The organism is Candidatus Avedoeria danica (genome assembly GCA_016703025.1).
Taxonomy (GTDB): Bacteria; Chloroflexota; Anaerolineae; order Epilineales; family Epilineaceae; genus Avedoeria; species Avedoeria danica.
On record JADJCV010000004.1, the window covers coordinates 2,623,299 to 2,647,495 of the forward strand.

Here is a 24,197-nt window from a genome sequence, read left to right on the forward strand (position 1 = left end):
GGTCTCGCAGGGTGGGGTTGACCGGTCGATTATAGCGCCCCCCGAGAGGCCCGCGCGTTAGCGTTGCATTGGAGGAGTATCATCCGGCGACCGACTCCTTGCGACACGGAGTGGATCGATGCGCATCCTGCCCGCCCGCCGACACGACGAAGGCGACCCCGCCCACGGCACCCCTTCCGTCGCCCCCGTCGTCGCCCTCCTCACCGCCTCGTCCCTCGCCCTCGCCCTGTCCGCCGGCGGCGCCCCGGCGCGGGCACAGTCGCCCGTCCCCGCCCCCGGCAGCTTCGTCCGCTCGGCCACCTGGACCGAGTCGGCCGGCGTCGTGCCGGGTCGGTTGTGGATCGAGCCGGTCGGCATCGACCGGCTGCCGGATGGCCGGATCGTCACATCCGACGCGCGCTTGGGCCGCGTCGAGGTGCTCGGAGCCGACGGCGCGCCGCAGCTCGCCTTCGGCCGCGGCGGCGCGTCGCCCCTCGGCTCGGCCGGCCACGTGGCGGCCGACGCGGGCCGCAACCGACTCTACGTGGCCGACGCACACGACGGGGCGATCGCCGTCTTCGACCTCGCCGGCAACCGTGTGGCCGCATGGAGCGGCCTCAACCCTTCCGGGGTCGCCGTCGCACCCGACGGGCGGGTGTTCGCCAGCGACGCCAACGGTGATCGCGTCCGCGTCTTCGACCCATCGGGCACGGAAGGCGCGCCGTTCGGCGGCACGGGCGACGGGCCGGCGCAGCTCGACGGCCCGGCCGGCCTGGACGTCGCGCCCGATGGCCGCATCTTCGTCGCCGACCGCGGCAACGCCCGCGTCGTCATCTTCGAGAGCGATGGCAAGGCCGCCGGCACGATCAAGCTCGCCGGCACGCCCATTGTCGGCGAGCCGCTCGACGTCGCCGTTGCCGTCGACGAGGTCTGGGTGGCCACCGGCGCGGAACTGGCGCGCCTGAACATCGACACCGGACGCGTCACCGGCCGATTCGAGACGACACCGGCCGTCGCCGTGGCCGCCGCGCCCGGCGAAGGCGTCTGGGCCGCCGTCGCGACGTCCGGGGGCGGCACGGCGGGCGGCGGCGCGCAGGCCGGCGTGTTGGCCTTCCGCGACCGCCAGGCCAGCGGCGAGCCGACGAGCCGATGGGCCAGCCCCGATCTGGCCGTCGGGCTGTTCGACGGGCTCGAGACGCTGTCGTTCGGCGCCGACGGCAAGGCGTACCTCGTCGACGTGCCGCCGCGCGTGCAGCGCTTGTCGGGCGCCGGCATCGCCGAGGCCCAGATGGCCGGCTACGACGTCGTCGATGCCGACGGGGACGCCGCAGGCATCGTCTTTGCCGCCGACGGCGCTGCGGTCGTTTCGTTTGCGGCCGACGGCAGCGAGCGCTGGCGCACGAGGCTGCCTTCGGCGGCGGGCGGCGCGCACGACGTCGTCGCCGTGAACTGGGACGCGGCCAAGGGACAGGTCGTCGTCGTCGACGGCGGGACGGCGATGGCGTACCGCTTCGACGGAGCCGGCGAAGTCGTCGGCTCGGAGGCGCTGCGCGGGTCGAGCGGCCGCACGGCGGTCTGGACGGATGGAGCCGTTGCGGCCGACGGCACGTCGTTCGCGCTCGACGGCGGGAGCGGGATCGTCACGGGCTGGGATGCGAACGGCACGCCGGTGGTCGGATTCGACCTGCCGCCGAGCGCCCGTCGTGCCACGCGCCTCGACGTCCTGCCCGACGGCACGCTCGTCGTTCTCGGGCGCGACGGCTGGGCGCACCGGCTCGGGCGGGACGGTACGGTCGTCGCCGCCTGGATCGTCGCCCGGCCCGACCTCGGGCCGTCGCAGCCGAGCGACATCGCCGCCGATGCGGCCGGCGATGTGTACGTCGTCGACCGCAGCGCGGACGTCGTGACGGCGTACCACTGGGACCCGGCCGCGCCCGGGATGCGGCCGCCGACCGTGGAGAAGGGCTGCCAGATCGTGGGCGACAAGACCGCCGCGCCGGGACGCGTGACGATCGGCGACGAGGTCGAGATCACGCTCACGGTCCGCGGTGCGTGCGCCGGCTCGCAGCTGGCGGCCGACATCGCGCTCGTCCTCGACCAGTCGATGAGCCGGAACGCGTTCCGCAGCGTCCAGCGCTCCGTGGATGCGTTGCTCGACGGGATCGACCCGACGACGGACCAGGTCGTCGTCCAGCCGGGCAGCGGCGGGCGGTTGACGAACAACGTCCAGCTGCTCCGGCGCAGCCTCAGGCGCCTCGAGGCCGGCGATGCCGCCTGGAGCTTGCGCACCGCCATCGAGGACACCGAGCGTGAGCTGTTCTCCCCGCGCGGCCGGCGCGATGCGCGCAAGGTGGTCATCTACCTCCTGGCCAGCGAGGGCATCCCGGTCGACAAGGACACCCAACCGTGGCAGATCGAGTACTTCCGCAACGCGATCGAGCGGGCCGGCGGGCAGCTCAAGCGGCGGGTCGACGAGGCGTTCGGGATCTGGGTCGGCACGGCGGCCGACAGCGGCCGAAAGATCCTCGGGCAGAGCGGCCAAGGTGAGCGGATGCTCCGCCAGCTCGTGACGGACGACAGCCACTTCCTCAAAAACCGCTCCGAGGCGCAGCTGCCGCTGCTGTACGGACAGATCGTGCAGCGGATCAAGCCGACGACGCTCCTGCGCTCCCTCGAAATCGTCGACCTCCTGCCCGAGAACATGCCCTACGTCCCGTCCTCGGCCGAACCGCCGGCCGTCGTCGCGGGCCAGAACGTCACGTGGCGACTGCAGAACGTCCCGCTGACCGGCGCCGGCGTCCGCTTCCGGGTCCGCCCGAGCGCCATCGGCCGCTGGCCGACGAACACCGAGGCGTATGCCGACTACGTCGACTTCAGCGGCGCGCCGGGCCGGGTCGTCTTCCCGGTGCCCGCAGTCGACGTCGTCGCCCTCCCGACCGAGACGCCGACCGTCGAGCCGACGTTGACGATCGGCCATACGGCCTCGCCCACCCGCACATCGACGCCGACCGCCACCTCGACGCCGACCCCGGCCGACCTCTACCTCCCGGTCGTGCTGAACGAGCGCTGCGACCCGAGCCAGGTGCGGCTCGACGCCGTCCTCCTGATCGACGCCTCGACGAGCATGGACGGCGCCAAGATCGACGCCGCAAAGGCCGCCGCCCGCAGCTTCATCGGCCTCCTCAGCCTGCCGGAAGATCAGGTTGGCATCGTGGCGTTCAACCACGACGCCGCGCTCATGTCGCCCCTCGTCGGCGACGCGGCCCAGGCCGGCGCCGCCCTCGACGCGATCGCACTCGACTCCGGCACCCGGATCGACCTCGGCCTGCAGCTGGCGGTGGCCGAGCTCGGCAGCCCGCGCCACCGCGCGGGCGCAGCGCCGCTCATCATCCTGGTCACGGACGGCCAGCAGGACGATCAGCCCGAACGCGCCCTGCAAGCCGCCGCCGCCGCCCGACTGGCCGGCGCGATGATCTTCGCGATCGGACTCGGCGGCGACGTCGACGGCACGTTCCTGACCCAGATCGCCGGCGCAAGCGAGCGCTACCTGCCCGCACCGACGCCGGCCGACCTCGCCGCGATCTACGCCCAGGTGGCCGTGACGGTGCGGCGATGTCCGGCGGAGGCGTTTTGGGGGCGGCGTTAGACAGGACCCACAACCCCGGATGTCTTGAAGGGGCAGGTCCCCGTGCCTGCCCCGCAAGCCGTTGCCCCGTACCCGCCGCGCCCGTCACGAAGTCGGGATGGGCGCGGCGGGTGGTTTACCGCCCGGCCAACCGCACGGCGTACGGCATGTACGCCCGCCCCGGATCCTCGTTGACCGGTTCGCCCGTCACCGTCACCGTGACGCGTTGCGGGCTGTCGCTGATCGTCGAATCGTCGCTGGCGATCGTCAACGTGCCGGTCGCGTCGCCGGAGGGGAGCCGCCGGGGGTCGATGGTCAGCGTGACGACGGCCGGGAAGGCGCCGCCGGCTGGGGTGGCGGACAGCCACGGCACGTCGGCCGTGGCGGTGAAGGCGGCGCAACGCGCGTCGTCGGGCACGTGGCCGACGAGGATCTGCAGCGGCGTGAGGGCGGCGCGATCGACGGTCAGCGCGGTGGGGGTGACGGCCAGGCGGGCGGACAGCGGCTCGGGCTGCGGGCCGGCGTCCGCGGCATCGATCGGCGTGCCGAGGTAGGCCGAAGCGATGTCGGGCGGCGCGTCGGCAAGATCGAGCCAAGCCGGGCGGCGGAGCTCGACCATCGCCGCCACCGCGCCCTCCAGGACGCGCACGACGGCCGCGTCGGCGCCGTGGGCCACGCCGGGCAGGTCGCGGACGTCGACGAGGATCCGCTGGCGGGCGTCGATCGTCCGCAGCAGCGTGCCGGCGTAGCCGCAAGCGGGCGCGTAGGTATCGATCGCGATGCGCGCGGTTTGCGTCAACGGGTTCTGGACGGCGATCCGGCCGCCGAACGTGTCCGTCATCGTGCCCGTCAGGGCGATCGGGGCGGCCGCCGGGTCGTCGGGCGAGGCGACGGCCGGGCCGCCGAGGTCGGGCAGGCCGATGAAGCGCGGCGCGGTCGAGGTCCAATCGGCCCAGTCGAACGACCAGGTGCGCACGCCCCAGCCCTCGATCGGCACGGGCACGTCGCGCGCCTCGCGCCAGCTGTGGACGGCGATGGACAGCGGCAGCGCCAGCGGCACCGCCGCGAACATCTCGCCCCAGCCGTCGCCGCCGGGCTTGCCGAGTCCGAAGCCGGGCTGGAGGACGGTCTGCACCCGCGGCACCAGCGGGTAGCCGAACTCGCGCCGCGGCTCGCCCTCGGCCTGCATCCGGTTCGCCAACTCCAGGCGCTCGGTGTACGGGTTGAAGACCGGGATGCTCGTCTCCCAGCCTTGGGCGCGGTCGAGCGGCTCCTGGGCGGGCGCGAACACGATGTCGGGGTTGACCGACAGGCGTCCGCCCGGCTCTCCACCCGGCGACCGCAGACGCGACATGGCCGCATCGGCGGCGAAGCTGACCTTCTCCTGGTAGCCGAGCGGCATGAGCTGGCGCAGCCCGGGCGACGGGAGCGGGGCGGTGGGCATGCGGATGGCGGGGACGGTGTAGCTGAGGTTGCGACCCCCGTCGGGGCCGACGACGGTGAGGGCGGCGGCGAGCGGGCGATCGCTCACGAGACGAACAGTGGCCGAGCCGTTCACGTCGGCAAAGGCCTCGACGCTGTCGAGATCGAAGCCGTCGAGCGCGCCCGCTTTGAGGGTATGGGTGTACACGCCGCGCAGGCCGTTGCTCGTCCGATAGGCCGAGACGACGACCGTCGCACAGTCGCCCGCCGGGTTGAACAGGCGGACGGCACTCGACAGCCCGTCCGGGCTCCGGATCCAGGCGCCTGGAAGATCGTAGACGAAGCGCGCGCGCGGTCCGCCGTCTTCCGGCGGCGGTGCCCAGCCCGTGTCCGCGAGGCCGAGCGCTTCGAAATGATCCACCGATCCTCCGCCGGCGGAGCGCGCCGCGCCCAGCTGCTCGATCACGCCGCCGATCGGCTCGCCGCGCGCCATGGCCGCGTCGAGGCCGTTCGGTAGGGCGTCGGATGCACCGCCGCGCACGAACGCGTCCATGAACGCCGTACCCGGACACGCCGGCGCACCGGCCGATGGTCGCCAGCGTGCCATGTGCGCGCAGACGACGTCGGCGACGGTCGCATCGGTCCCCAAGCCTTCCGCGACGGCCGCATCGACCCATGCCGCGTCGACGTCCGCTGCGCGACGCTCGCTGAGGCTAAGGACGGCAACGGTCGCCGAAACGCGCCACGTGGCGCCGGGCGCCAGCGTGCCGCTGCACAGCGTCCGCGTGAGGAAACAGCGCTCGCATGACCCCACATCGGAAGCGAACGGCCACGCGTCGAGCGAGAGCAACCGCGTCGGCTCATCGCCGAGGTTCTGCGCGACGAGACCGCCCTGTCCGCGCTTCACGATCTGTGTAATGGTGATCCCGTCACGAACCTTGGCGACCCAAATGTCCGGCGGGCCGGGATCGAACAAGACGCGCCCGGCCGCAGCCGGCACCGCCTGCGCCAGAGGCGCTGCGACCACGGCGTCCCCGCCCCGTCGCGCACCGAGGGTGGCCAACGCGCTGCCGGCCATGGCGAGGACGGTGAGGGCGACGCTGGCCGCCACGAACTTGGATGCGTTCATCTCGTTCTCCTTGATGCGCCGACGTCACGGCGACGCCGAACCGCCCGCAGTCGGTCGGGCGATCGTCAGGTCGGAGCGGGTGCTCCTCGGTCCCGGGAAGGGGCGGGGTGCCCCGGTGGTTTCCTGTCGTCTGGGGAACGATGACACGCGGCGGCGCGAATCGGATACCGCGTCCGGACGATCCCGCCCGCCGGCGCAACGTCAGCGCCGCCGGCCCCCGCCCGGTCGCCGGTTGCGGCGTGCGCCGTCCGCACCGACCGCCGCACCCGCGGGCTGGTGGGCGGCGCCGGAGGCCGAGCCGGCAGCGGTGTCGGGGATGATGGGCTCGATGTCGAGGGCGAAGTCCAGCGCCGGCTCGACGCGCGGCGCGGACGGGGCCGCCGTCGACGCGGAGCGCGGCGGGCCGCCGGCCTTCACGTCGGTGGGGGGCGTGCGCTCGGCGGCGGGTGGGGCCACGCGGCGCACCGGAGGCGGGGCGGGCGACGTGGGCTCCGAAGGCGCCGGGGCCGGCGGGTCGACCGCCCGGTCGGTTGTCGGCGCGGGGCCGAGGTCGATGATCACGTCGTCGACCCCCGGCGAGGCGTCCGCGCCCCCCGCGTCGCCGGACGCAAGGTGCGGCGGCTGGGCGGCGGGCGGCGGAAGCACGGGCATGGCGGAGCGCATCCGGCTGGCGCCCTGGAACACACCGCCCTGGTCGATCATGATCGCGTCCGCCACGATGTCGCCCACGACCTGACCGGTCGCCAGGATCTCGAGCCGCCCGCCGCACTCGACGTTGCCGGTGACGGTGCCGCCGACGGTGATGTTGCGGGCACGAAGGACGTCGACCTGAACGACGCCCGACTCGCCGACGACGACGTTGCCGGCGACGTCGATGTGGCCCTCGAAGTGGCCGTCGATGCGGACCCCGCCGTCGCTCCGGATCACGCCGGACAGGGACGTGCTGACCCCGACCGCGCTCTCGAGCAGTTCGCCGCGCCGGGTGGTCCGGTCACCGCGTGTGAACCACGCCATATCGTTCTCCCTCAGGTGGCCACAGCTAGTACTCTGTCACTGGACACGCTTCGGACATCCGACAGAGGTAGCTATCCGTAGACTCTGCAGTTACAGTGTACTAGTGCGCCGCTTCCGGCGCGCCGTGGTCCATGAACGGTCGGGGGTCGAGCGCGGTCCCGTTGTGCCAGATTTCGTAGTGGAGGTGCGGTCCGGTCGAGTTGCCGCTGCTCCCGGACAGGCCAACCGCTGCGCCCGGCGTGACGGCGTCGCCCAGCTGGGCAAGCGTGCTCGAGAGGTGGGCGTACAGCGTGGCGTAGCCCTGGCCGTGCTGGACGAGCACACACCAGCCGTAGCCCGGCTGCCAGCCGCTGCCGACGACCGTCCCGTCGCCGGTGGCGGCCACCGGTGAGCCGTACGGCATGCCGATGTCGATGCCCGAGTGGTGGTTCGGCTTGCCGCGGAACTCCCGCCAGCCGAACGGGCTCGTCACTTCGCCGCGGACCGGCCAGTTGGCGGGCAGGCGACCGCCATCCGGCGGGGGCGGCATGCCGCGCGTCGCCGCCTGGCGCCACGCTCCACCCTTGGACTGGCCCCAGAGCGCGTACACATCGGACAGCGCCCAGCCGAGGCGTTCGCGGGCCAGCGCCAGCCGGTCCTCCAACGTCACGGAAGCGTCGAACGGACCGCCTTCGGCGCCGGTGGACGGGGACGAGAAGCCGGGCAGCGAAGGCCCGCCGGCCGACGGGGGCGTCGGCGTCGGCGTCGGGAGGCCGAGCTCAGCGCGCATCTGGTCGTGCAGGAAGGCGATGCCGTCGAGCTGCATCTCCACGGCATCGACCTGCTGGCGCAGCGTGTTCGTCTCGCCCTCGGCCTCGTACAGCTCCTTGTTCTTGCGCGCAGCGGCGCCGGTCAAGAGCTGCACGCGCGCCTCCGTCGTGTCGCGCTGCAGCGTGAGGTTGGCCACCTCCTGCCTGAGCGCACGGTTGGCCTGCGAGACGTTGATCAATCCCGCCACCAGCGCGAAGGCCGCCAAGCCGAGCACGGGGACGAGGACACGCGGGACGGCCACCATGACCGCCGCGTGGGCGGTGGGACCGTTCGGATTCGCCACGTTCAAACACCCATTTCCGGGGCAGCCAAGCGACGACACGAGGGTGGTCGCCGCAGTCGAGATAGCCGCGACAGTATACGGGTCGGGGCGCAGGGTGCCAAGAGGGTCAGCCCGTGGGCGTCAATCGCCCTCTCCTCGCCCGATTGCCCGCTGCTCCTCCGCCGACAGCGCATACGGCGACCCGCCGCCCTGCACCGGCTTGGCGTACACGCGCAGCCCGCTGCGCGTGTAGAGCGCCGTGAGCACGATCCCGTTGTCGGCCGCGTCGAGCAGCGCCAGCGAGAAGCTCTGCTGGTTGTCGCTGGCATCCACGGCGCTGTAGCGCTCGAGGCAAACGTGTTGAACGGCCTGATTCAGCCGGGTCGACGTCGCCCGCCCCTGGTCGCCGACCTGTGAGCTGCGCCGCTCGACGGCGTTCAGCCGTTCGACGTACGACTCGACGGCGCGCGTCAGGCTCTGCCCCTCGACGCCGCGCATGAGCGTGCCGTAGTGCCGGACCATCCGACGCGCGCGCACCCACGTCATCGTCGCGAACACGAACGTGAGCAGCGCCAGCACGAGCGCCGTGAGGGCGATGGCGGCCACGGCGGCGGGGTCGAGGCGACCGAGGGGCGCGAGCCAGTCGGGGATCGTCCATTGCGGGGCGGTGGGCGGCATGTGGGCATCCGGTGGTTGGGGAGGGCGCGGGCGCGCATTCTAGCCCCTATTCCATCGGGCCGCCGCCCGACAGCCCGGCGGACGACCTATAATCCCCCACCCCATCCAGCATCATCGTGGAGGCCCTCATGGCGGTCCCGTTCGCTCGATGCGCAGCGCCGGCGGTAGCGGCCGGATTGGCGCTTGCGCTTGCCGGTTGTCTGTCGACGCGTTCATCGACGCTGCCGCCGGGTGCGGCTTCGCCTGCTGCCGCCGACGGCGCCTCGACGCCGGCCGAGGTCGCCGATGCCGTCCCGGCCGGGACGGCCCCACCCGCCAACCGCCTCGTCCCGATCGTCCTCGCCGCCTACCCCCACGACCCCGGCGCGTTCACACAGGGGCTCCTCCTCGACGGCGACACGCTCTTCGAGAGCACGGGCCTCGAGGGCCAATCGACGCTGCGCGAGGTCGAGCTCGAGAGCGGCAGCGTCGTGCGGCGCTACGACGTCCCGCCCGACGTGTTTGCGGAGGGTCTGGCCCTGGTCGACGACACGCTGTACCAACTGTCGTGGCAGGAGGAGCGCGCGTTTGCGTACGATCGGTCGACGTTCGCGCTGAAGAAGGAGCTCAGCTACGACGGCGAGGGCTGGGGGCTGTGCCACGACGGGCAGCAGCTGGTCATGTCGGACGGCTCCGACCACCTGACGTTTCGCGACCCGGCATCGTTTGCGCCGACCGGCAACGTCGCCGTCACGCTCGACGGCACGGCGCTGCCGATGCTCAACGAGCTGGAGTGCGTCGGTGACCGCGTGTACGCCAACGTCTGGCAGACGAATCTCATCGTGGCGATCGACCCGTCCGACGGCCGCGTCACGGACGTGATCGACGCGTCGTCGCTGCAGCACGAACTGACGGACCGCGACGTGACGCTGCCGATCGATGTCCTGAACGGCATCGCGTTCGACCCGGCGGACGAGACGTTCCTGCTCACCGGCAAGCTCTGGCCGAAGATCTTCCGCGTGCGCTTCGCTCCGGCGGTGGCGCCGATCGTTCCAACGCCGGGTGCGCTGGCGCCATGAGCCGCCCGGTCGTTGCTGCCGGCCGCGCCGCCGCCATTCGCACGGCCGCCGCACGCAGCGCCGCGATCGGCGCGCTCCTCTTCACGGCGCACGCCGCCGCAGCACCGAAGCCCACACTCGCCGCACCGACCCGGCCGAGCCGCGCCGCCCAGTTCCCGACCCCCCGGGCCATGACGATCGAGGTGCTGGCGACGCATCCACACGACCGGGCGGCCTACACGCAAGGGTTGGTGTGGGAAGACGGCACGCTGTGGGAGAGCACCGGGCTGAACGGCCAGTCGTCCCTGCGGCGCGTCGAGCCGGCGACGGGCGCCGTGCTGCAGCAGCGCGACATCGGCGCGGCACACTTCGCCGAAGGGCTGGCGCGCGTCGGCGACCGGCTGATTCAGCTGACGTGGCGGACGGGCAGGGCGTTCATCTGGGACAAGCGTTCGTTCGAGCCGCTCGGCGAGATCGCCTACGGCGGCGAGGGCTGGGGCCTGTGCCACAACGGCACGGACCTCATCATGAGCGACGGCTCCGACACGCTCTTCATCCGCGACGCGACGACGTTCGCCATCAAGGACCGCGTGCCGGTGCAGATCGCCGGCGAGCCGCTGGCCAACCTCAACGAGCTCGAGTGCTTCGGCGATGCGGTGTACGCGAACGTCTGGCGCGAGACGTTCATCGTCCGGATCGATCTGGCAACCGGCGACGTGATCGAGCGCATCGACGGCGCGCCGCTCGACAACGCGATCCGCGTCAAGTACGGCTTCAACGACCCTTACGACTGCCTGAACGGCATCGCCCACGTCCCCGAGGGTGATCGCTTCCTCGTCACGGGCAAGCATTGGCCCGAGCTGTACGAGGTGCGGTTTCGGGCAACGGGCGGCGAGCCGACGGGAACGCCATCGCCGAGCGGAACGTCGAGCGCGACGTCGTTGCCGACCGCAACGGCAACCGCGACGCCGACATCGCTACACCGCTGGGTGATCTACCTGCCTTGGTCCAACCGATCCCGTCGGTAGGGGCACGGCATGCCGTGCCCCTACCGACGGGGAAGGTGCGGGCCGGAGCGGGTGGTTGGTTGCGGCGGCGAACACGGAATCGGGTTCGGATTACAGCCCCGCCGCCCGCCGCAACGCGTCCGCCCGGTCCGTGTTCTCCCACGGCAGGTCGATGTCCGGGCGGCCGAAGTGGCCGTAGGCGGCCGTCTGGCGGTAGATCGGGCGGCGCAGGTTCAGGTCGCGCAGGATCGCGCCGGGGCGGAGGTCGAAGTGCTCGGCCACGAGGGCGTCGATCCGTTCGGGGGCGATTCGGGCCGTGCCGTACGTGTCGACGTTCAGGCTGACGGGCTCGGCGACGCCGATCGCATAGGCCACCTGGATCATCACGCGCTCGGCGATCCCGGCGGCGACGAGGTTCTTGGCCACCCAGCGCGCCGCGTACGCGCCCGAGCGGTCCACCTTGGTGGGGTCCTTACCGGAGAACGCCCCGCCGCCGTGGCTGGCCATGCCGCCATACGTGTCGACGATGATCTTGCGACCCGTCAGCCCGGCGTCCCCGACCGGGCCGCCGATGACGAAGCGGCCACTCGGGTTCACGAGGAAGCGCGTGCCGTCGAGATACTCCGGCGGCACAACCGCCTTGATGACGTCCTCGATGACGTCCTCGGTGATCTGCTCGAGCGTGGCATCGGCGCTGTGCTGCGTGCTGACAAGGACGGTCCCGACGCGCGCGGGCTTGCCGCGGTTGTACTCCACCGTGACCTGGCTCTTGCCGTCGGGCCGGAGATACGGCACGCGCCCGCTCTTGCGGACCTCGGCCAGCTTGCGCGTGATGCCGTGCGCCAGGGCGATCGGCAGCGGCATGAGCTCGGCCGTCTCCGTACAGGCGTAGCCGAACATCATCCCCTGGTCGCCCGCTCCGAGCGACGTGACCTCGTCGTCCGACACGCCGCCGCGCGTCTCGAGCGCGTGGTCGACGCCGCCGGCGATGTCGACGGACTGGGCCTTGATGAGCGTGAGGATGCCGCAGGCACGGTAGTCCAGCCCGGCGGCCTCGTCGTCGTAGCCGATGTCGCGGATCACTTCGCGCGCCGTCTTCACGTAGTCGATTTCGCCGTTCGCCGTGATCTCGCCGGTCACGAAGACGATGCCTCCCGAGGCCGCCGTCTCGCACGCCACGCGGGCGCGGGGGTCCTGCGCCAGAAACCCGTCGAGCACGGCGTCGCTGATCTGATCGCACACCTTGTCGGGATGGCCCTCGGTAACGGACTCGCTGGTGAAGAGGTAGTTCGGATGGTCGGAGAAGGCGGTGGACATCGTGGACTCCTTGAATCCGGATCGGCGGCTGCCGGGGATGGGGGGTGGATGTGCGGCGGGTACGAATGGTGGGTACGTGCGGCGGACACGAACGACGGCAGCGGAGCGCCGCCCGCTCAGGCAGGCGATCGCTGTGCGAGCAGCGTCGCGAGCCCGTCGGGCACCGCGCCGAAGTGGGTGGCATAGCGGTCGGCAAACGCTTCGCGGGTGAACGTATGGCGCTGCGTGCCCAGCGCCTCGAGCGCGTACGTGGCGCACAGCGCACCCACGCGGCCGGCGACCGGCCACGGCAGGTCGTGGAGCAAGCCGAGGACGACGCCGGCGCGGTAGGCGTCCCCGACGCCCGTCGGATCGACCTCGGCCGAGGGCGGGACGATGCCGATATCGAACCGCTCGCCGTTCGACCAGATCTGGGAGCCCTTCTCGCCGTGCGTGATGACGAGCGTGCCGGTCATGCGGCGGACGTCGTCCGCCTCGAGGCCCGTCTTCTCACGGATGAGCTCGAACTCGTATTCGTTGGCGATCATCACCAAGCTGCCGGCAATGCCGGCGCGCAGGTCATCGCCGGACAGGCGGACGATTTGCTGGCTCGGGTCGTAGACGTACGGCACGCCGAGCGCCTTGCACTCCGCCACAAGGCTGACCATCGCCTCTGGCGCGTTCGGGGCGATGACGACGGCGGCGATGTCCTGCGCCCCGCGGCCGACCGCATCCGACAGGCGCAGCTCGCCGGCGTGGCCCATCGCGCCGACGTAGAAGCTGGCGATCTGGCGGTTGTGCCGGTCCGTCGACACGAAGAACGACGCGGTGTGCACGCCGTCCACGGCCTTCACGTGCGCCGTGTCCACGCCGGCGGCCTCGAGCCGCGCGCGGTCCTCGGCCCAGTCCTGGCCGACGGTGGCCATGACGGCCGGCCGCTCGCCGAGGAGCGCCAGGTTGTAGGCGATGTTCACCGCACAGCCGCCCGGCTCGCGCCGCAGGCTGTCGACGAGGAAGCTGACGGAGAGGACATCGAGCTTGTCCGGGATGATGTGCTCGGTGAAGTCGCCCGGGAAGGCCATGATGTAGTCGTTGGCGATCGAGCCGGTGACGAGGATGCGCTTCATGCGGCGGTGGCCTCCCGGGGTGGCGCGGACATCGCGCCGGTGGCACCGCCGCTCGGCGTCGCGGCTCGGGCGAGCGGCGCGGCCGATCCGTGATCGCGCGCGCCGGCGTTCGCGACGGCGTCGCGCAGGCCGGCGGCGAAGGGCGGCCGGACGACGCCCTCCTCGGTCACGATCGCCGTGATGAGGGACTGCGGCGTGACGTCGAACGCCGGGTTGAAGGCCGGCGTTCCGTCCGGCGCGACGGCATGCCCTTCGACATGGGTCACCTCGTCGCCGTCCCGCTCCTCGATGACGATCGCCTCGCCGCCGGGCGTCTGCAGATCGATGGTGCTCGTGGGCGCGACGACGTAGAACGGCACGCCGTGGTGCCGCGCCAGGATCGCCAGGCCGTACGTCCCGATCTTGTTCGCGGCGTCGCCGTTGGCCGCGATCCGATCCGCGCCGACGAGCACGGCGTCGATGCCGCCCTGCGCCATCCGCCACGCCGCCGCGCCGTCCACGATGAGCGTGTGCGGGATGCCGAGCCGTCCGAGCTCCCAGCACGTCAGCTTGGCGCCCTGCAGCCGCGGCCGCGTCTCGTCGACGATCACGTGGACCCGCTTGCCGCCCTCGTGCGCCGCACGGACGACGCCGAGCGCCGTGCCGTAGTCGACCGTCGCCAGGGCGCCGGTGTTGCAGTGGTGGAGCACCGTCGCCTCGTCGGGCAGCAGGGCCGCGCCATACGCACCCATCCGACGGTTCGTCGCGATGTCGGCGTCGGCGATCGCCTCGGCCTCGGCCAACAGCATGGCCGCCGTGTCGCGCCCGCCGCTGCGCTCGAACGCGTCGAGCATCCGAGCGACGGCCCACGCCAGGTTCGAGGCGGTGGGGCGGGCGGCGATCAGCGTGGCGGCGGCCGCATCGAGGTCGGCGCGGAGGCGTGCGCTGTCGTCCATCCCTACGGGCTCCGACGTGCGCGCCGTCGACAATTGCGCCCGCGATTCGCGCGCCGCCAGTGCCATTCCGTACGCCGCCGCCGCGCCGATCGCGGGCGCGCCGCGGACGGCCATCGTGCGGATCGCGTCGGCGACGGCGTCGACGGAGCGGAGCGCGATGACCTCGTGGCGGGCGGGCAGGAGGCGCTGATCGATCATCTGAACGGCGTCGTCCGCCCAGAAGACGGTGCGGGTGCTGTCGATGGTGGGGATCCCTCGCGGCTGGGGTCGGGGCGGAGCGGCCGGGGCGGCCACCGCGCAAGGGCGATGGTGCGCGCCGGGCCGGCGCAAACGGCGGGCGATTGTAGCATGCGGGCAGAAGGGGCCACAAGGCGATCGGATCGTCGCTGGACTATCCTCGCTGGACTGTCCCGCGATCGCCGCGGAGCGCGGAGTCCACAACCGTCAACGGTGCGCGCGCGTACGCCGTGGCCGGCGGAGTTCATTCACGAGGAGCGACGAATGGCCGAACTACAAGCCTGGCCCAAGCACTTCGCGTCGTGGTGCTTCCACGTCGCGGCGGACGACGAGAGGATCACGACGCTCAACGTGCCGTGGGCGCTGTCCGGCGGCTCGTTCGAGCTCGACGGAAAGCGCTTCGAACTCGTCCGCGCGCCCAACTTCGGCAACTTCCAACTCGTCGGCCCGATGGGCGTCGAGGCTTCGGCCGCCAAGCCGAGCGCCTTCGTGCGGCGCTATGCCGTGGAGTACGGCCGGCGCCGCTGGACGCTGGAGGCCGCCCAACCGATCGCGCGCCGCTTCCGCCTCGTGGAGGACGGCGCGGTGATCGGCGACGTCGCACCGAACGCACCGATCAGCCGACGCTGCCGGATGAGCTGGCCGGACGATGTGCCGCGTCAGGTGCAGGTGTTCCTGTTTTGGCTCGTCGTGCTGCAGTGGCGGAGGGCGTCGCAGCATTGATTCCGGCCTGGTCAGGTCGCCCGGCGGCAGCCGGGCCGTCGTCGTCCGCACCTCAGTTGACCCTTCGTATCGCACCGCACAACACACCGGGAGTGAGTTGCAGATGACCGATACCGTCCATCGTCCTTCCGTCTCGCCGCAGGCGTCCTCACGCCCGCCGTGGTCACCGCGCGGCAGCACCATCGTGGCAGATGTTATCGTTGGCGTAGCCTTGAGCGGCGTGTTCGACTCTGTGCTGACCGATCGACTCGGGATCCTTCCACTGACCGCAGAGGCTGCGTCGATCGCGCTGGTCGTGTTGATCGTAGCGGTCGTCACCGTGCCCTGGTGGGCGGCGCTTGCCCGGCGGCGGCCAATGCCCAAACTGCCCCCGGTCGTTCCGATGGAGCACTCCTCTGCCTTGCGGAGACTCTATCGACGCTTCGGATGGGTCCCGCTCGCGCCACCCATCGCGCTCGGAGCTGCAATGGAGTTTGGCTTTCGCCTCAACGGAATGTCGGCGGCCGGCGATGCTGTGGTGACCCTCGCGATGGTTCTGGCGCCGTTGTCGTACATCTATTGGAGCGGAGACCGGTACCGCTAGCCCTCGCCCGCGCCCCGTTCGGCCTGCGCCGTTGGCGGTGGCGACAGGGTCGCGGTCGTCGTCATCGGGACCACTCAGGCGTCCGTCGGCGCCGCGTCGTCGACCGGGCCGAGGACGTCGTCGACGGCCACGACGATGTCGGGGAACGCCGCCGGGCGCAGTTCGTCGCCGCGGCCGAAGCGCTGCTGGAGGCGGTAGCCGGCGGCGTCCGGGTCGCGGTGGACCTCGACGGTCGCAGCGTTCAAGTCGACGAGCCAGACCTCCACGATGCCGGCGGCGGCGTAAAGGGGCAGCTTGATGTAGCGATCGAGTCTGAGCGTCGTATCGGCGACCTCGATGAGCCACAGCACGTCGGCGGGCAAGGGATGCGCCCGGCTGTAGAAGTCGTCGCGCAGCTTGAGGATCGAAAGGTCCGGTTCGGGCTCGGACCAATCATCGAGGCGCACGGGGTCTTGTACGCCGATGATCACCCGTCCCTGCAGCAGGCGGAGGAGCAAGCCATTCAGCCGCTTGACGCACCCGGCATGAGGGCTGTTGATCGTCATCTTGAACACCACCTCCCCGTCCAGGAGCTCCGTGCGCGCCCCCGGCTCGATCAAGCCGACCTCCGCCATCCGGTGGTAGTCGTCCACCGTGAAGCGGCGCCGCACGGTGAGCAGAACGGGGTCGTGCGTGATCGGTCCGCGGTCGGCGCCCGGGACGCGGGCGTCATGCGGTGTAGCTGGCCTCGACGTTTCTACATCGGGGGCCGGAAGGGTGGGCGCGATCATCGTCGCCTCCTGTCGCGAAGGGGTGGCCGGGTCAGTGTAGCAGCGCCGGTGCGACGATGGCTTGGACGTGGCGGTAGAGGCGCCAGAGCTCGGGGACGGTGTGGCCGGGGTCCTGGAACGGGTCGAGGTTCACATGGCTGAAGACATCGAACGTGCGGGCGCGCGCCAGGTGGCCGAGCGGTTGGGCGGCGGCGTTCAGCGCGTCCGTTTCGGTCGACGGGATGAGCGAGTCGCCGATGTCGTTCATCGTGAACAGCGGCGCGCGCAGGCGGTCGAGGTGGGTCGCAGGGGAGAGCGCGGCCAGGCGGGCGCGCACGGCGGGCGGCAGGCGATCGATCGCCCGCAGCGCGCCGTCGTACGTCACATCGTCGCCGAGCAGATCGGCGATCACGATCGGCCCGTCCGCGTCGTCGATCTGCTCCAGGAGGTGCAGCCGGATCACGCGCTCGCTGAGAGGGTCGACTGGCCACGGTACGGGCGTGCCGGACGGCACGCAATCGACGTTCGGCGGGCAGACGATGTCGCCGCGCGGCTTGTGCCCGCTCACGACGGCCGCCACGAGCGTCTCGAGCCGGTAGTAGCCGCCGAACCACGCCACCCAGGCCACATCGTCGGCGATCGTCGGCTCCTCGGCGGCCAGCAGCGCGAGCGACGCCCCGACGCACACGCCGAACAAGCCGATGCGGTCAGGGTCGACGTCCGCGCGGGCCGCCAGCTGACGGTACGCGGCGACGAGCATCGCCACGGCGTCGGGCGTCAGGCGCTCGGCCCGCAATTCTTCGTTGGCCGGGATGAGGACGAGGAAGCCGAGCCGCGACAGGCCGTCGCCCAGCTTGCGGACGCGCGGGTCGTCGCGGGCGGCCTGGTTGATGCCGAGCGAGACGACGATGGCCGGGAACGGGCCCGATCCGCGAGGCACGTAGACATCGGCCGGCCATCCCGGCGCGGTCGGGACGGTTGGCGACGACGGGTCGACGATGCGGATGTCCTCGCGCACCGGGGCACGCGTCACCCACGTGAGCGGGCGGACGGTCACCGGCGGCATGAGGTCGGGCATGAACAGGAGGGTACGGAACGCGACCCGTCCCGCCGGGACGAGCGTCGCCAGGGCGACGGCGGCCCCGGCGACGGCGGCGAACACGACAGCCGCACGACGAAGCGTGCGGCGTCGCCGGTCGATCACCGGCCCTGGCCGCCGAGCACCCGATAGCGGAAGCAGTCCACCGTATGGTCGTTCACCATCCCGACGGCCTGCATGTGGGCGTACACGATCGTCGGGCCGACGAACTTGAAGCCGCGCGCCTTGAGGTCCCTGGAGAGCGCCTGCGACGCGGGCGTCTCGGCGGGCAGCTCCGCCATCGACCGCCAGGCGTTCTGGACCGGGCGGCCGTCGACGAAGCGCCAGAGGTAGGCGTCGAACGTGCCGAACTCGGCCTGCACGTCGAGGAATGCCCGTGCGTTGCCGATGGCGGCCGCGATCTTGGCGCGGTTGCGGATGATCCCGCTGTCGCCGAGGAGGCGCGCAGCGTCGGCGTCGCCGTAGCGGGCGACGGCGTTCGCGTCCCAGTCGGCGAAGGCGCGGCGATAGCCTTCGCGGCGGCGGAGGATCGTCAGCCAGCTCAGGCCGGCCTGGGCGCCCTCGAGGATGAGGAACTCGAAGTGCTTCCGGTCGTCGTGGACCGGCACGCCCCACTCGGTGTCGTGGTAGCGGACGTAGTCCACGTCCGTCCCGCTCCACTGGCAGCGAACGATCCCGTCGCCGTCATCGGCCATCGAGCGCCCTCCCCGGTGTGACTTGCCTGCCGCGCGTCCCGCCGCTTGAATGATGCCATGGCAAACGACACGAATGGGGACGTCGGTGACACCGCAGTCGACGGCACCTCCGCCGAAGAGCGCGCGGCCCGCGCGCAGCGCCTTGCCGAGATCGCCCGCCCCACCTCGCGCGACCGGGCCAAGGCGTGGCAGTCGCACATCGACCGGGCGATCGCCGAGGCGGCGGAGCGCGGGGCGTTCGACGACCTGCCGGGCAAGGGCAAGCCGCTGGCCTTCGACACCGAGGTCGACGACGACATGTGGCTGGCGAACCACATGCTCAAGGGCCAAGGCTTCCGGCCGGCCTGGATCGATCGCGCCCAGGAGATCGCCGCGGAGGCGAAGGCGATCACCGCGCGCGTCGACCGCTTCGTGGCGGACTGGACCGGCGCCGGCGCGGCCGTGAACGCCACGGCCGCGCGCGAAGCCGCCGTGGCGCGCGTCTCGGCCGAGATCACCGACCGCATCACCGCGCTGAACCGGAAGATCGATACGCACAACATCGATGTACCGAGCGGAAATTTGCAGCGACGACGGGTGGCGGCGGAGGATGTGATCGCCGGGCTGCGGCGGCGGGTGGGGGTGTAGGATCACGTTGCAGGCGACGATCCCGCGCGCCGTGCGTCCATGACGTCGGCGCCGCGCTGGCGCACGCCGGCCGCCCTTGTGGCCGCCTCGCTGCTCGCCGCCGTGGCCGCGTGGTGGCGGGCGCCGCTCGGTGTGCCGGCACCCGACGCAGCGGGCGGGGCGGCACGGCCGGCACCGGCGATGTCGTTCCCGGCATCGTCGGGCGGGTCGGCATCGTCGATCAGGACGACTCGCTCGCGACCATCGTCCGCCTCGACAACCGTTTCGGCGATGTCGTCCCCCACCCCGGCGCCCGGCACTGGCCCCGACACCGATCGCGCGCCCCGCGGCTCACCGGCCGCACCGGGTACGCCCTCCACCGACGCGGCACCCTTCGCCTTCGTCCCCGACACCCGCCCGCCGGCCGACGTCGCCGCCTCGCACGTCGGCCCGACGGTGGCGGCCGCGGTCGTGCACTGGCACGCCGCGCGGACCGCCGCGGCGCAGATCGGGGCCGACGGGATCGCGGGGACGCCGGAGGCGATGACGGCGGCGGCGGCGGATGCGGCAGACGCCTACGATCGCTTTGCCGCGGCGGTGCCGGTGCTGGCCGACCAGGCCGCCCTCGGTGCGGGCGGCGCGCTGAGCCTGGCGGGCGACGATGCGAGGGCGGCAGCCGCGTTCGCGACCGCGGCGGCAGGTGCGGGGGACCGGGCGACGGCCGTGCTCGCGCGGATCCAGCTGGGCAACGCGCGCCTGTCGCAGGGCCGAGCCGACCTGGCGCGCGCCGCATACGCCGACGCGCTCGATCACGTCGAGGACGACGGCAGCCGGGCGCAGGCGATGGCCGGGCTCGTGGCGGCGGAGCTGGCGGCAGGGGACGGGAAGGCCGCGGTGGCGATGCGGCTGCGGCTCGTGCGCGAGCTGCCGGGTTCCGCGCCGGCAGCGGTCGCCCTCGAACAACTGCGCGACGCCGGCGTCGCGGTAACGGTGCAGGAAGAGGCGGCGGTCTACCGGGCGCAGGGCGACACGGCGCGCGCGGACGCACTGCTCGACGGGGCGGTCGTCGGTACGTCGGCGGGCACATCGGCCGTCGCCGCGGACGAGGCGGCCTGGCTGGACGCGCGGGCCAGGGAGGCCGAGGGGCGGTACGAGGAGGCCGCGGCGGCGTTCGCATCCCTGGCAACCGACCACCCGGCGTCGAAACGCGTGGCCGAGGCGCTGTGGCGGCGGGCGTGGCTGGCGCTGGTCGGCGAGGCCGGCGGCGACGCGGAGGCGGTCGCCAGCCTGGACGCACTGGCGGCCCGGCGACCCGACGACGCACGCGCCGGCGAGGCGGGCGTGCTGGCGGGCATCGTGCTGTGGCAGGCGGGCCGGGGCGGCGAAGCGGCGGCCCGCTGGCGGGAAGCGGCGGCGCGGGCGGAGGCCGCCGACCGGTTCGTCGACGCGGCGCGCGCGCACTTCTGGCTGGGCAAGGCGGCCGGCGGTGCCGACGAGGCGCAAGCCCATTGGCAGCGGACGATCGAACTCGACCCGCTGGGCGACGGGGCGGCGCGGATCGTCGAGCTCGGACGGCGCGCGGACGACGGCGGCAGCCACGACGCGTCGTTGGCCGGCGGCGCAGCCGGCCGATCGCTTGGCAGCGCCGAAGCCCAGTGGCTGTCCACGTGGATGACGGGCGTCGACGCGCCCGGCTGGCAAGCGGCGCAGCAAGCGGCGGCGACCCGGTTCGACGTGGTGCGCGGCGCGGCGTGGCTGGCGCTGGGCGAGCGGCCGCGGGCGCTGGCGGCGTGGCGGGCGGCGATCCGGTCGGCGGCGCCGGGCGACCGGCTGGCGATCGCCCGCATCGCGCTGGGCTTGGGGGTGCCGTCCATCGCCAGTTCGGCCGCCGAGCAGGTGCTCACCGCTGCCCCGGCGGGGGCGCGGGCCGCAGCTCCCGTCGCCGTACTGGAGCTGGCGTATCCGCGGCCCTGGCGCGACGAGCTGGCCGCCGCCGCAGCCGAGCACGCGGTGCCCGTCGACCTTCTGGCCGCGCTCGTCCGTCAGGAGAGCCGCTGGGAACCGACGGCCCGGTCGGGGGCCGGCGCGCGCGGGCTGACGCAGGTCATGCCGGCGACGGGCCACGGGATCGCCGGCTCGCTCGGCGTGGCCGGGTTCAGCGAGGAGCAGCTGGACGATCCGGCCCTCGCGCTGCGCTTCGGCGCCCAGTACCTCGGCGTCCAGCTGCGTCGATTCGACGGCCGGGAAGCCGTGGCGCTGGCCGCATACAACGCCGGGCCGGGCAACGCGGCGGGGTGGTGGGCGACGGCGGGAGGGGACGTCGACGTCTTCGTCGCGCGGATCACGTTCCCGGAGACACGGCGGTACGTGCGAGGGGTGATCGCGGCCGAGGGGGTGTATCGGCGGCTGGGCGGGCGGTGATGGGGGGCGGATGCGCGGGATAGGTGGAATACGGTGGGTGACGCCCATCCATCGCACTGTGCCCATGGCCGCGCAGCGCGCGGGCGCTCCGGCCGAGGAAGTTGTTGTCGTGCGTCTTCTCGCGTGACTCCGATCAGGGAGTTGGGCGCGTCGTCACGTCCGCCGAAGGTAGGCCAGCCAGTACACCGCCGCCACGAGCAGCGTGCCGCCGACGATGTTGCCGGCCGTGACGACCGCCACGTTCAACGCGATGCCGGTCGCGCTCACTTGCTCGGGGGCCAGCAGCCAGGCATACGGCAGGAAGAACAGGTTGGCGATCGAGTGCTCGAAGCCCATCGCGACGAATGCGGCCACCGGGAAGACGATCGCCACGATCTTGTCGACGACGCTGCGGCCGGCCATCGCCAGCCAGACGGCCAGGCAGACGAGCCCGTTGCACAGGATCGCGAGCGCGAACATCGACAGCGGGCTGAGTTCGGTCTTGTAGACGCCGATGGCGACAATTGTTTGGCCCACGGCGCCCTGGCCGAGCGTGTGGACGCCGCCCAGGTACGCGAGCGCGACCGTCCCGAGCGCGCCGACGGTGTTGCCGGCGTACACCAAGCCCCAGTTGCGCAGTACCGCGCCAAACGGCAGCAGGCGCGATGCCCAGGCCATGGCGATCAGGTTGTTGCCGGTGAAGAGCTCGGCGCCGGCCACGACGACAAGGATGAGCCCGAGGCTGAACGCGCCGCCGCCCAGCAGGCGTGTCGGCCCGAACCCGAGCGTCGACCCGCTCATCACGACGCTCGACAGGAGGGCGCCGAGGGCGATGAACGCGCCGGCGAGGACGGCGAGGACGCCGGTGCTGACGGCATCGCGCCGGCCCTTGGTGACGCCGACGTCGCGGACGCGGCGGGCGATCTCTTCGGGCGTGTAGGCGTCGAGGGTCGGGTCGGCGGACATGAGGCTCCCGATGTGCGCGACGGTCCATGTGAACGGCGGCGCCCAACCAGCCACAGGCCGCTGCATCGCGACCGGGTGCGCCGGACCCAAGTCCGGCACGCTACCTTACCTCCCTCGAACGATCGGCGTCAATCCCTTGCCTGGCGCGACGGGTGGCGTCCGTTGACCGCGGCGCGGCCATGGGTCAAACTTCCGCCCCATCCCCACCAGCCTGTCGATGACCTGAACCCAAAATAGGGGCAAGCCATGGACGGCGCCAGAGCCGGAATCGCGATCGAGCCGATCTTCGATCACCTTGACGTCCTGCCGATCGCGCTGGCCGTCGCGGCCGTCGCGCTCACTGTGACCGTCGGTCGCGCCGTCGTTCGACCGCAAGTCGGAGGGGGGGGCGCCCTCCGCTCGCTGCGCGCCCTCGGCAACCGCCGCTTCACCCTCCTGTGGATCGGCCAAACGGTCTCGCGGATCGGCGACTACGTGTACGAGATCGTCCTGGCGTGGTGGATCCTCGAGCTCACCGGCTCGGGCGCGGTGATGGGTTCGGTACTGATCGTCTCCTTCTTGCCCGTGGCGCTCTTCACGATCATCGGCGGTGCGGTCGTCGACCGGGTGTCGCGGTTGGGCGTCATGCTCGTCAGCGACGTCGTGCGGGCGGTGGCGGTGCTCGGGGTGGCGGCGTGGGCCTACGCTGGGCACCTCGAGCTCTGGCCAATCTACGCCCTCGGGCTGCTGTTCGGTGTGGGCAACGCGTTCTTCGGCCCGGCCTACTTCGCGCTCGTGCCCGAGCTCGTGGACGAAAAGGACCTGCCGAGCGCAAACGCGCTGACGAGCATGAGCTTCCAGCTGGGCCGCATCGCCGGGCCGGTGATCGGCGGGCTGATCGTGGCGGCGGGCGGGACCGAGCTCGGGCTGCTGCTGAACGGTCTGTCGTTCGTCGTCGCGGCGGCGTTCCTGGTGCCGCTGATTGGGCGGATGCGGCGGGTGGCAACGCCGGACGCGACGGCGGACGCGACGACGGACGCGACAGTCGAGCCTGCAACAGCGCTCGTCGTTCAGCCCGGCAGCGATGCGACGGCGATGATCCGGGACGCCCTCGAGCCGGCGATCGCCGAGGTGGGCAGCGGCGACGGCGACGGTGTCCTCGTCGTCGGCAGCGGCGGCGACGGCAGCGACGGCGGCGGGGGAATCGACGGCTCGCAACGTCCGCATTGGCTGGACGACGTGCGCGAAGGCTACGCCGTCGTCGCCGGCTCGCCGATCGTGCGGACCGGGATCCTCGTGAACGCAGTGGCGGCGGCCTGCCTGGTCGGGCCGTTCGTCGTGGCGATGCCGTTCCTCGTCGACGAGCGGTTCGACGGCGACCCGCGCGTGTTCGGCTTCCTGCTGGCGTTCTTCCCGATCGGCTTCGTGCTCGGCAGCCTGTGGGGTGGGCGGCACGACAAGCTGCCCCACCGCGGGCGGATCATGTACGGCGGCATCGCGCTGGCGGCGGCGATGCTGGCGCTGTACGGCCTGCCGGTGCCCCTGTACGTGCTGGCCGCGGCGGCGCTCGTCAACGGCTTCTGCCTCGAGCTGACGGGCCTGGCGTGGGTCGGTCTGCTCCAGGACCACATCCCGGGCGACAAGCTCGGCCGCGCGGCCAGCTTCGATCAGCTGGCGGGCTTCATCACCGTCCCGATCGCGTTCGCCGCGGCCGGTTGGGCGACGGACCTGTACGGCGCGGCGCCGACGTTCCTGGTGGGCGGGTTGTTGGCGGCGGTGTTGGCGGTGGGGGCGCTGGCGATACCGGCGGTGTGGCGGGCGTCGTAATCCCGCGCGTAC

Annotated in this window: 20 protein-coding genes; 8 read left to right on the plus strand and 12 right to left on the minus strand. The window is 72.4% G+C overall.

Annotation, left to right across the window (positions count from 1 at the left end; all coding sequences use genetic code 11):
- The first annotated feature begins 118 nt into the window (after window positions 1-118).
- On the plus strand, window positions 119-3,625 hold the full coding sequence (locus IPG72_13385) for a VWA domain-containing protein (protein MBK6769976.1): 3,507 nt from the start codon (window positions 119-121) through the stop codon (window positions 3,623-3,625).
- 115 nt (window positions 3,626-3,740) lie between these two features.
- On the opposite strand, the gene IPG72_13390 is transcribed toward IPG72_13385, so the two are convergent.
- The 4 genes from IPG72_13390 to IPG72_13405 all read right to left on the minus strand — a co-directional run bounded on the left by IPG72_13390 (window position 3,741) and on the right by IPG72_13405 (window position 8,919).
- The gene (locus IPG72_13390; protein MBK6769977.1) at window positions 3,741-6,155 is read right to left on the minus strand and encodes a BACON domain-containing protein; all 2,415 of its coding nucleotides are present in this window, start codon (window positions 6,153-6,155) and stop codon (window positions 3,741-3,743) included.
- Between the two features lie 201 nt (window positions 6,156-6,356).
- Window positions 6,357-7,169, minus strand: coding sequence for a polymer-forming cytoskeletal protein (locus IPG72_13395; GenBank protein MBK6769978.1), 813 nt, complete (start codon window positions 7,167-7,169; stop codon window positions 6,357-6,359).
- A 100-nt stretch (window positions 7,170-7,269) separates the two neighbouring features.
- Window positions 7,270-8,262 (minus strand): peptidoglycan DD-metalloendopeptidase family protein, encoded by a 993-nt coding sequence (locus tag IPG72_13400; protein MBK6769979.1) that lies wholly within the window; start codon window positions 8,260-8,262, stop codon window positions 7,270-7,272.
- Between the two features lie 120 nt (window positions 8,263-8,382).
- On the minus strand, window positions 8,383-8,919 hold the full coding sequence (locus IPG72_13405; GenBank protein ID MBK6769980.1) for a DUF4446 family protein: 537 nt from the start codon (window positions 8,917-8,919) through the stop codon (window positions 8,383-8,385).
- A 128-nt stretch (window positions 8,920-9,047) separates the two neighbouring features.
- Between IPG72_13405 and IPG72_13410 the strand changes: the two genes are divergently transcribed.
- Complete coding sequence (locus IPG72_13410; GenBank protein MBK6769981.1) at window positions 9,048-9,977, plus strand: glutaminyl-peptide cyclotransferase; 930 nt, start codon at window positions 9,048-9,050, stop codon at window positions 9,975-9,977.
- Complete coding sequence (locus IPG72_13415) at window positions 9,974-10,984, plus strand: glutaminyl-peptide cyclotransferase (GenBank protein MBK6769982.1); 1,011 nt, start codon at window positions 9,974-9,976, stop codon at window positions 10,982-10,984. Before IPG72_13410 ends, IPG72_13415 begins: the two co-directional genes overlap by 4 nt.
- Before the next feature lie 90 nt (window positions 10,985-11,074).
- Here the strand turns inward: IPG72_13415 and IPG72_13420 are convergent, their stop codons facing one another.
- The 3 genes from IPG72_13420 to mtnA all read right to left on the minus strand — a co-directional run bounded on the left by IPG72_13420 (window position 11,075) and on the right by mtnA (window position 14,519).
- Window positions 11,075-12,280: a methionine adenosyltransferase gene (locus tag IPG72_13420; protein ID MBK6769983.1), complete on the minus strand. Its 1,206-nt coding sequence runs from the start codon at window positions 12,278-12,280 to the stop codon at window positions 11,075-11,077.
- Window positions 12,281-12,396: 116 nt separating this feature from the next.
- Window positions 12,397-13,386 carry a carbohydrate kinase family protein gene (locus tag IPG72_13425; GenBank protein MBK6769984.1) on the minus strand — a complete coding sequence of 330 codons (990 nt, stop codon included), beginning with the start codon at window positions 13,384-13,386 and terminating at the stop codon, window positions 12,397-12,399.
- Window positions 13,383-14,519, minus strand: coding sequence for an S-methyl-5-thioribose-1-phosphate isomerase (mtnA, locus tag IPG72_13430; protein ID MBK6769985.1), 1,137 nt, complete (start codon window positions 14,517-14,519; stop codon window positions 13,383-13,385). Before mtnA ends, IPG72_13425 begins: the two co-directional genes overlap by 4 nt.
- Before the next feature lie 303 nt (window positions 14,520-14,822).
- Between mtnA and IPG72_13435 the strand changes: the two genes are divergently transcribed.
- Window positions 14,823-15,281 carry a hypothetical protein gene (locus IPG72_13435; protein MBK6769986.1) on the plus strand — a complete coding sequence of 153 codons (459 nt, stop codon included), beginning with the start codon at window positions 14,823-14,825 and terminating at the stop codon, window positions 15,279-15,281.
- Window positions 15,282-15,384: 103 nt separating this feature from the next.
- Complete coding sequence (locus IPG72_13440; protein MBK6769987.1) at window positions 15,385-15,864, plus strand: hypothetical protein; 480 nt, start codon at window positions 15,385-15,387, stop codon at window positions 15,862-15,864.
- A gap of 74 nt (window positions 15,865-15,938) precedes the next feature.
- Here IPG72_13440 and IPG72_13445 read toward each other — a convergent pair whose 3' ends face one another.
- The 3 genes from IPG72_13445 to IPG72_13455 all read right to left on the minus strand — a co-directional run bounded on the left by IPG72_13445 (window position 15,939) and on the right by IPG72_13455 (window position 18,407).
- The gene (locus IPG72_13445; protein MBK6769988.1) at window positions 15,939-16,523 is read right to left on the minus strand and encodes a Uma2 family endonuclease; all 585 of its coding nucleotides are present in this window, start codon (window positions 16,521-16,523) and stop codon (window positions 15,939-15,941) included.
- 142 nt (window positions 16,524-16,665) lie between these two features.
- Window positions 16,666-17,817: a dienelactone hydrolase family protein gene (locus IPG72_13450; protein MBK6769989.1), complete on the minus strand. Its 1,152-nt coding sequence runs from the start codon at window positions 17,815-17,817 to the stop codon at window positions 16,666-16,668.
- Complete coding sequence (locus IPG72_13455; GenBank protein ID MBK6769990.1) at window positions 17,814-18,407, minus strand: DNA-3-methyladenine glycosylase I; 594 nt, start codon at window positions 18,405-18,407, stop codon at window positions 17,814-17,816. The genes IPG72_13450 and IPG72_13455 overlap by 4 nt, the downstream gene beginning before the upstream one ends.
- A 57-nt stretch (window positions 18,408-18,464) precedes the next feature.
- Here IPG72_13455 and IPG72_13460 point away from each other — a divergent pair, with 57 nt between their 5' ends.
- Window positions 18,465-19,034: a DUF1992 domain-containing protein gene (locus tag IPG72_13460; protein ID MBK6769991.1), complete on the plus strand. Its 570-nt coding sequence runs from the start codon at window positions 18,465-18,467 to the stop codon at window positions 19,032-19,034.
- A 2-nt stretch (window positions 19,035-19,036) separates the two neighbouring features.
- Here IPG72_13460 and IPG72_13465 read toward each other — a convergent pair whose 3' ends face one another.
- The gene (locus IPG72_13465) at window positions 19,037-19,318 is read right to left on the minus strand and encodes a hypothetical protein (protein MBK6769992.1); all 282 of its coding nucleotides are present in this window, start codon (window positions 19,316-19,318) and stop codon (window positions 19,037-19,039) included.
- Here IPG72_13465 and IPG72_13470 point away from each other — a divergent pair.
- Window positions 19,305-21,434 carry a lytic transglycosylase domain-containing protein gene (locus IPG72_13470; GenBank protein ID MBK6769993.1) on the plus strand — a complete coding sequence of 710 codons (2,130 nt, stop codon included), beginning with the start codon at window positions 19,305-19,307 and terminating at the stop codon, window positions 21,432-21,434. The genes IPG72_13465 and IPG72_13470 overlap by 14 nt on opposite strands.
- 153 nt (window positions 21,435-21,587) lie before the next feature.
- On the opposite strand, the gene IPG72_13475 is transcribed toward IPG72_13470, so the two are convergent.
- Window positions 21,588-22,379 carry a formate/nitrite transporter family protein gene (locus IPG72_13475; GenBank protein MBK6769994.1) on the minus strand — a complete coding sequence of 264 codons (792 nt, stop codon included), beginning with the start codon at window positions 22,377-22,379 and terminating at the stop codon, window positions 21,588-21,590.
- Window positions 22,380-22,625: 246 nt separating this feature from the next.
- On the opposite strand from IPG72_13475, the gene IPG72_13480 reads away from it, so the two are divergent.
- Window positions 22,626-24,185, plus strand: a complete 1,560-nt coding sequence (locus IPG72_13480; GenBank protein MBK6769995.1) for an MFS transporter — start codon at window positions 22,626-22,628, stop codon at window positions 24,183-24,185.
- The last annotated feature ends 12 nt before the right edge of the window (window positions 24,186-24,197 follow it).

Bases quoted from the DNA above. Each gene is read 5' to 3' on its own strand.
- IPG72_13385 (MBK6769976.1), top strand. From the start codon at position 119: ATGCGCATCCTGCCCGCCCGCCGACACGACGAAGGCGACCCCGCCCAC.
- IPG72_13390 (MBK6769977.1), bottom strand. From the start codon at position 6,155: ATGAACGCATCCAAGTTCGTGGCGGCCAGCGTCGCCCTCACCGTCCTC.
- IPG72_13395 (MBK6769978.1), bottom strand. From the start codon at position 7,169: ATGGCGTGGTTCACACGCGGTGACCGGACCACCCGGCGCGGCGAACTG.
- IPG72_13405 (MBK6769980.1), bottom strand. From the start codon at position 8,919: ATGCCGCCCACCGCCCCGCAATGGACGATCCCCGACTGGCTCGCGCCC.
- IPG72_13410 (MBK6769981.1), top strand. From the start codon at position 9,048: ATGGCGGTCCCGTTCGCTCGATGCGCAGCGCCGGCGGTAGCGGCCGGA.
- IPG72_13415 (MBK6769982.1), top strand. From the start codon at position 9,974: ATGAGCCGCCCGGTCGTTGCTGCCGGCCGCGCCGCCGCCATTCGCACG.
- IPG72_13420 (MBK6769983.1), bottom strand. From the start codon at position 12,280: ATGTCCACCGCCTTCTCCGACCATCCGAACTACCTCTTCACCAGCGAG.
- IPG72_13425 (MBK6769984.1), bottom strand. From the start codon at position 13,386: ATGAAGCGCATCCTCGTCACCGGCTCGATCGCCAACGACTACATCATG.
- mtnA (MBK6769985.1), bottom strand. From the start codon at position 14,519: ATGATCGATCAGCGCCTCCTGCCCGCCCGCCACGAGGTCATCGCGCTC.
- IPG72_13435 (MBK6769986.1), top strand. From the start codon at position 14,823: ATGGCCGAACTACAAGCCTGGCCCAAGCACTTCGCGTCGTGGTGCTTC.
- IPG72_13440 (MBK6769987.1), top strand. From the start codon at position 15,385: ATGACCGATACCGTCCATCGTCCTTCCGTCTCGCCGCAGGCGTCCTCA.
- IPG72_13455 (MBK6769990.1), bottom strand. From the start codon at position 18,407: ATGGCCGATGACGGCGACGGGATCGTTCGCTGCCAGTGGAGCGGGACG.
- IPG72_13460 (MBK6769991.1), top strand. From the start codon at position 18,465: ATGGCAAACGACACGAATGGGGACGTCGGTGACACCGCAGTCGACGGC.
- IPG72_13470 (MBK6769993.1), top strand. From the start codon at position 19,305: ATGTCGTCCCCCACCCCGGCGCCCGGCACTGGCCCCGACACCGATCGC.
- IPG72_13475 (MBK6769994.1), bottom strand. From the start codon at position 22,379: ATGTCCGCCGACCCGACCCTCGACGCCTACACGCCCGAAGAGATCGCC.
- IPG72_13480 (MBK6769995.1), top strand. From the start codon at position 22,626: ATGGACGGCGCCAGAGCCGGAATCGCGATCGAGCCGATCTTCGATCAC.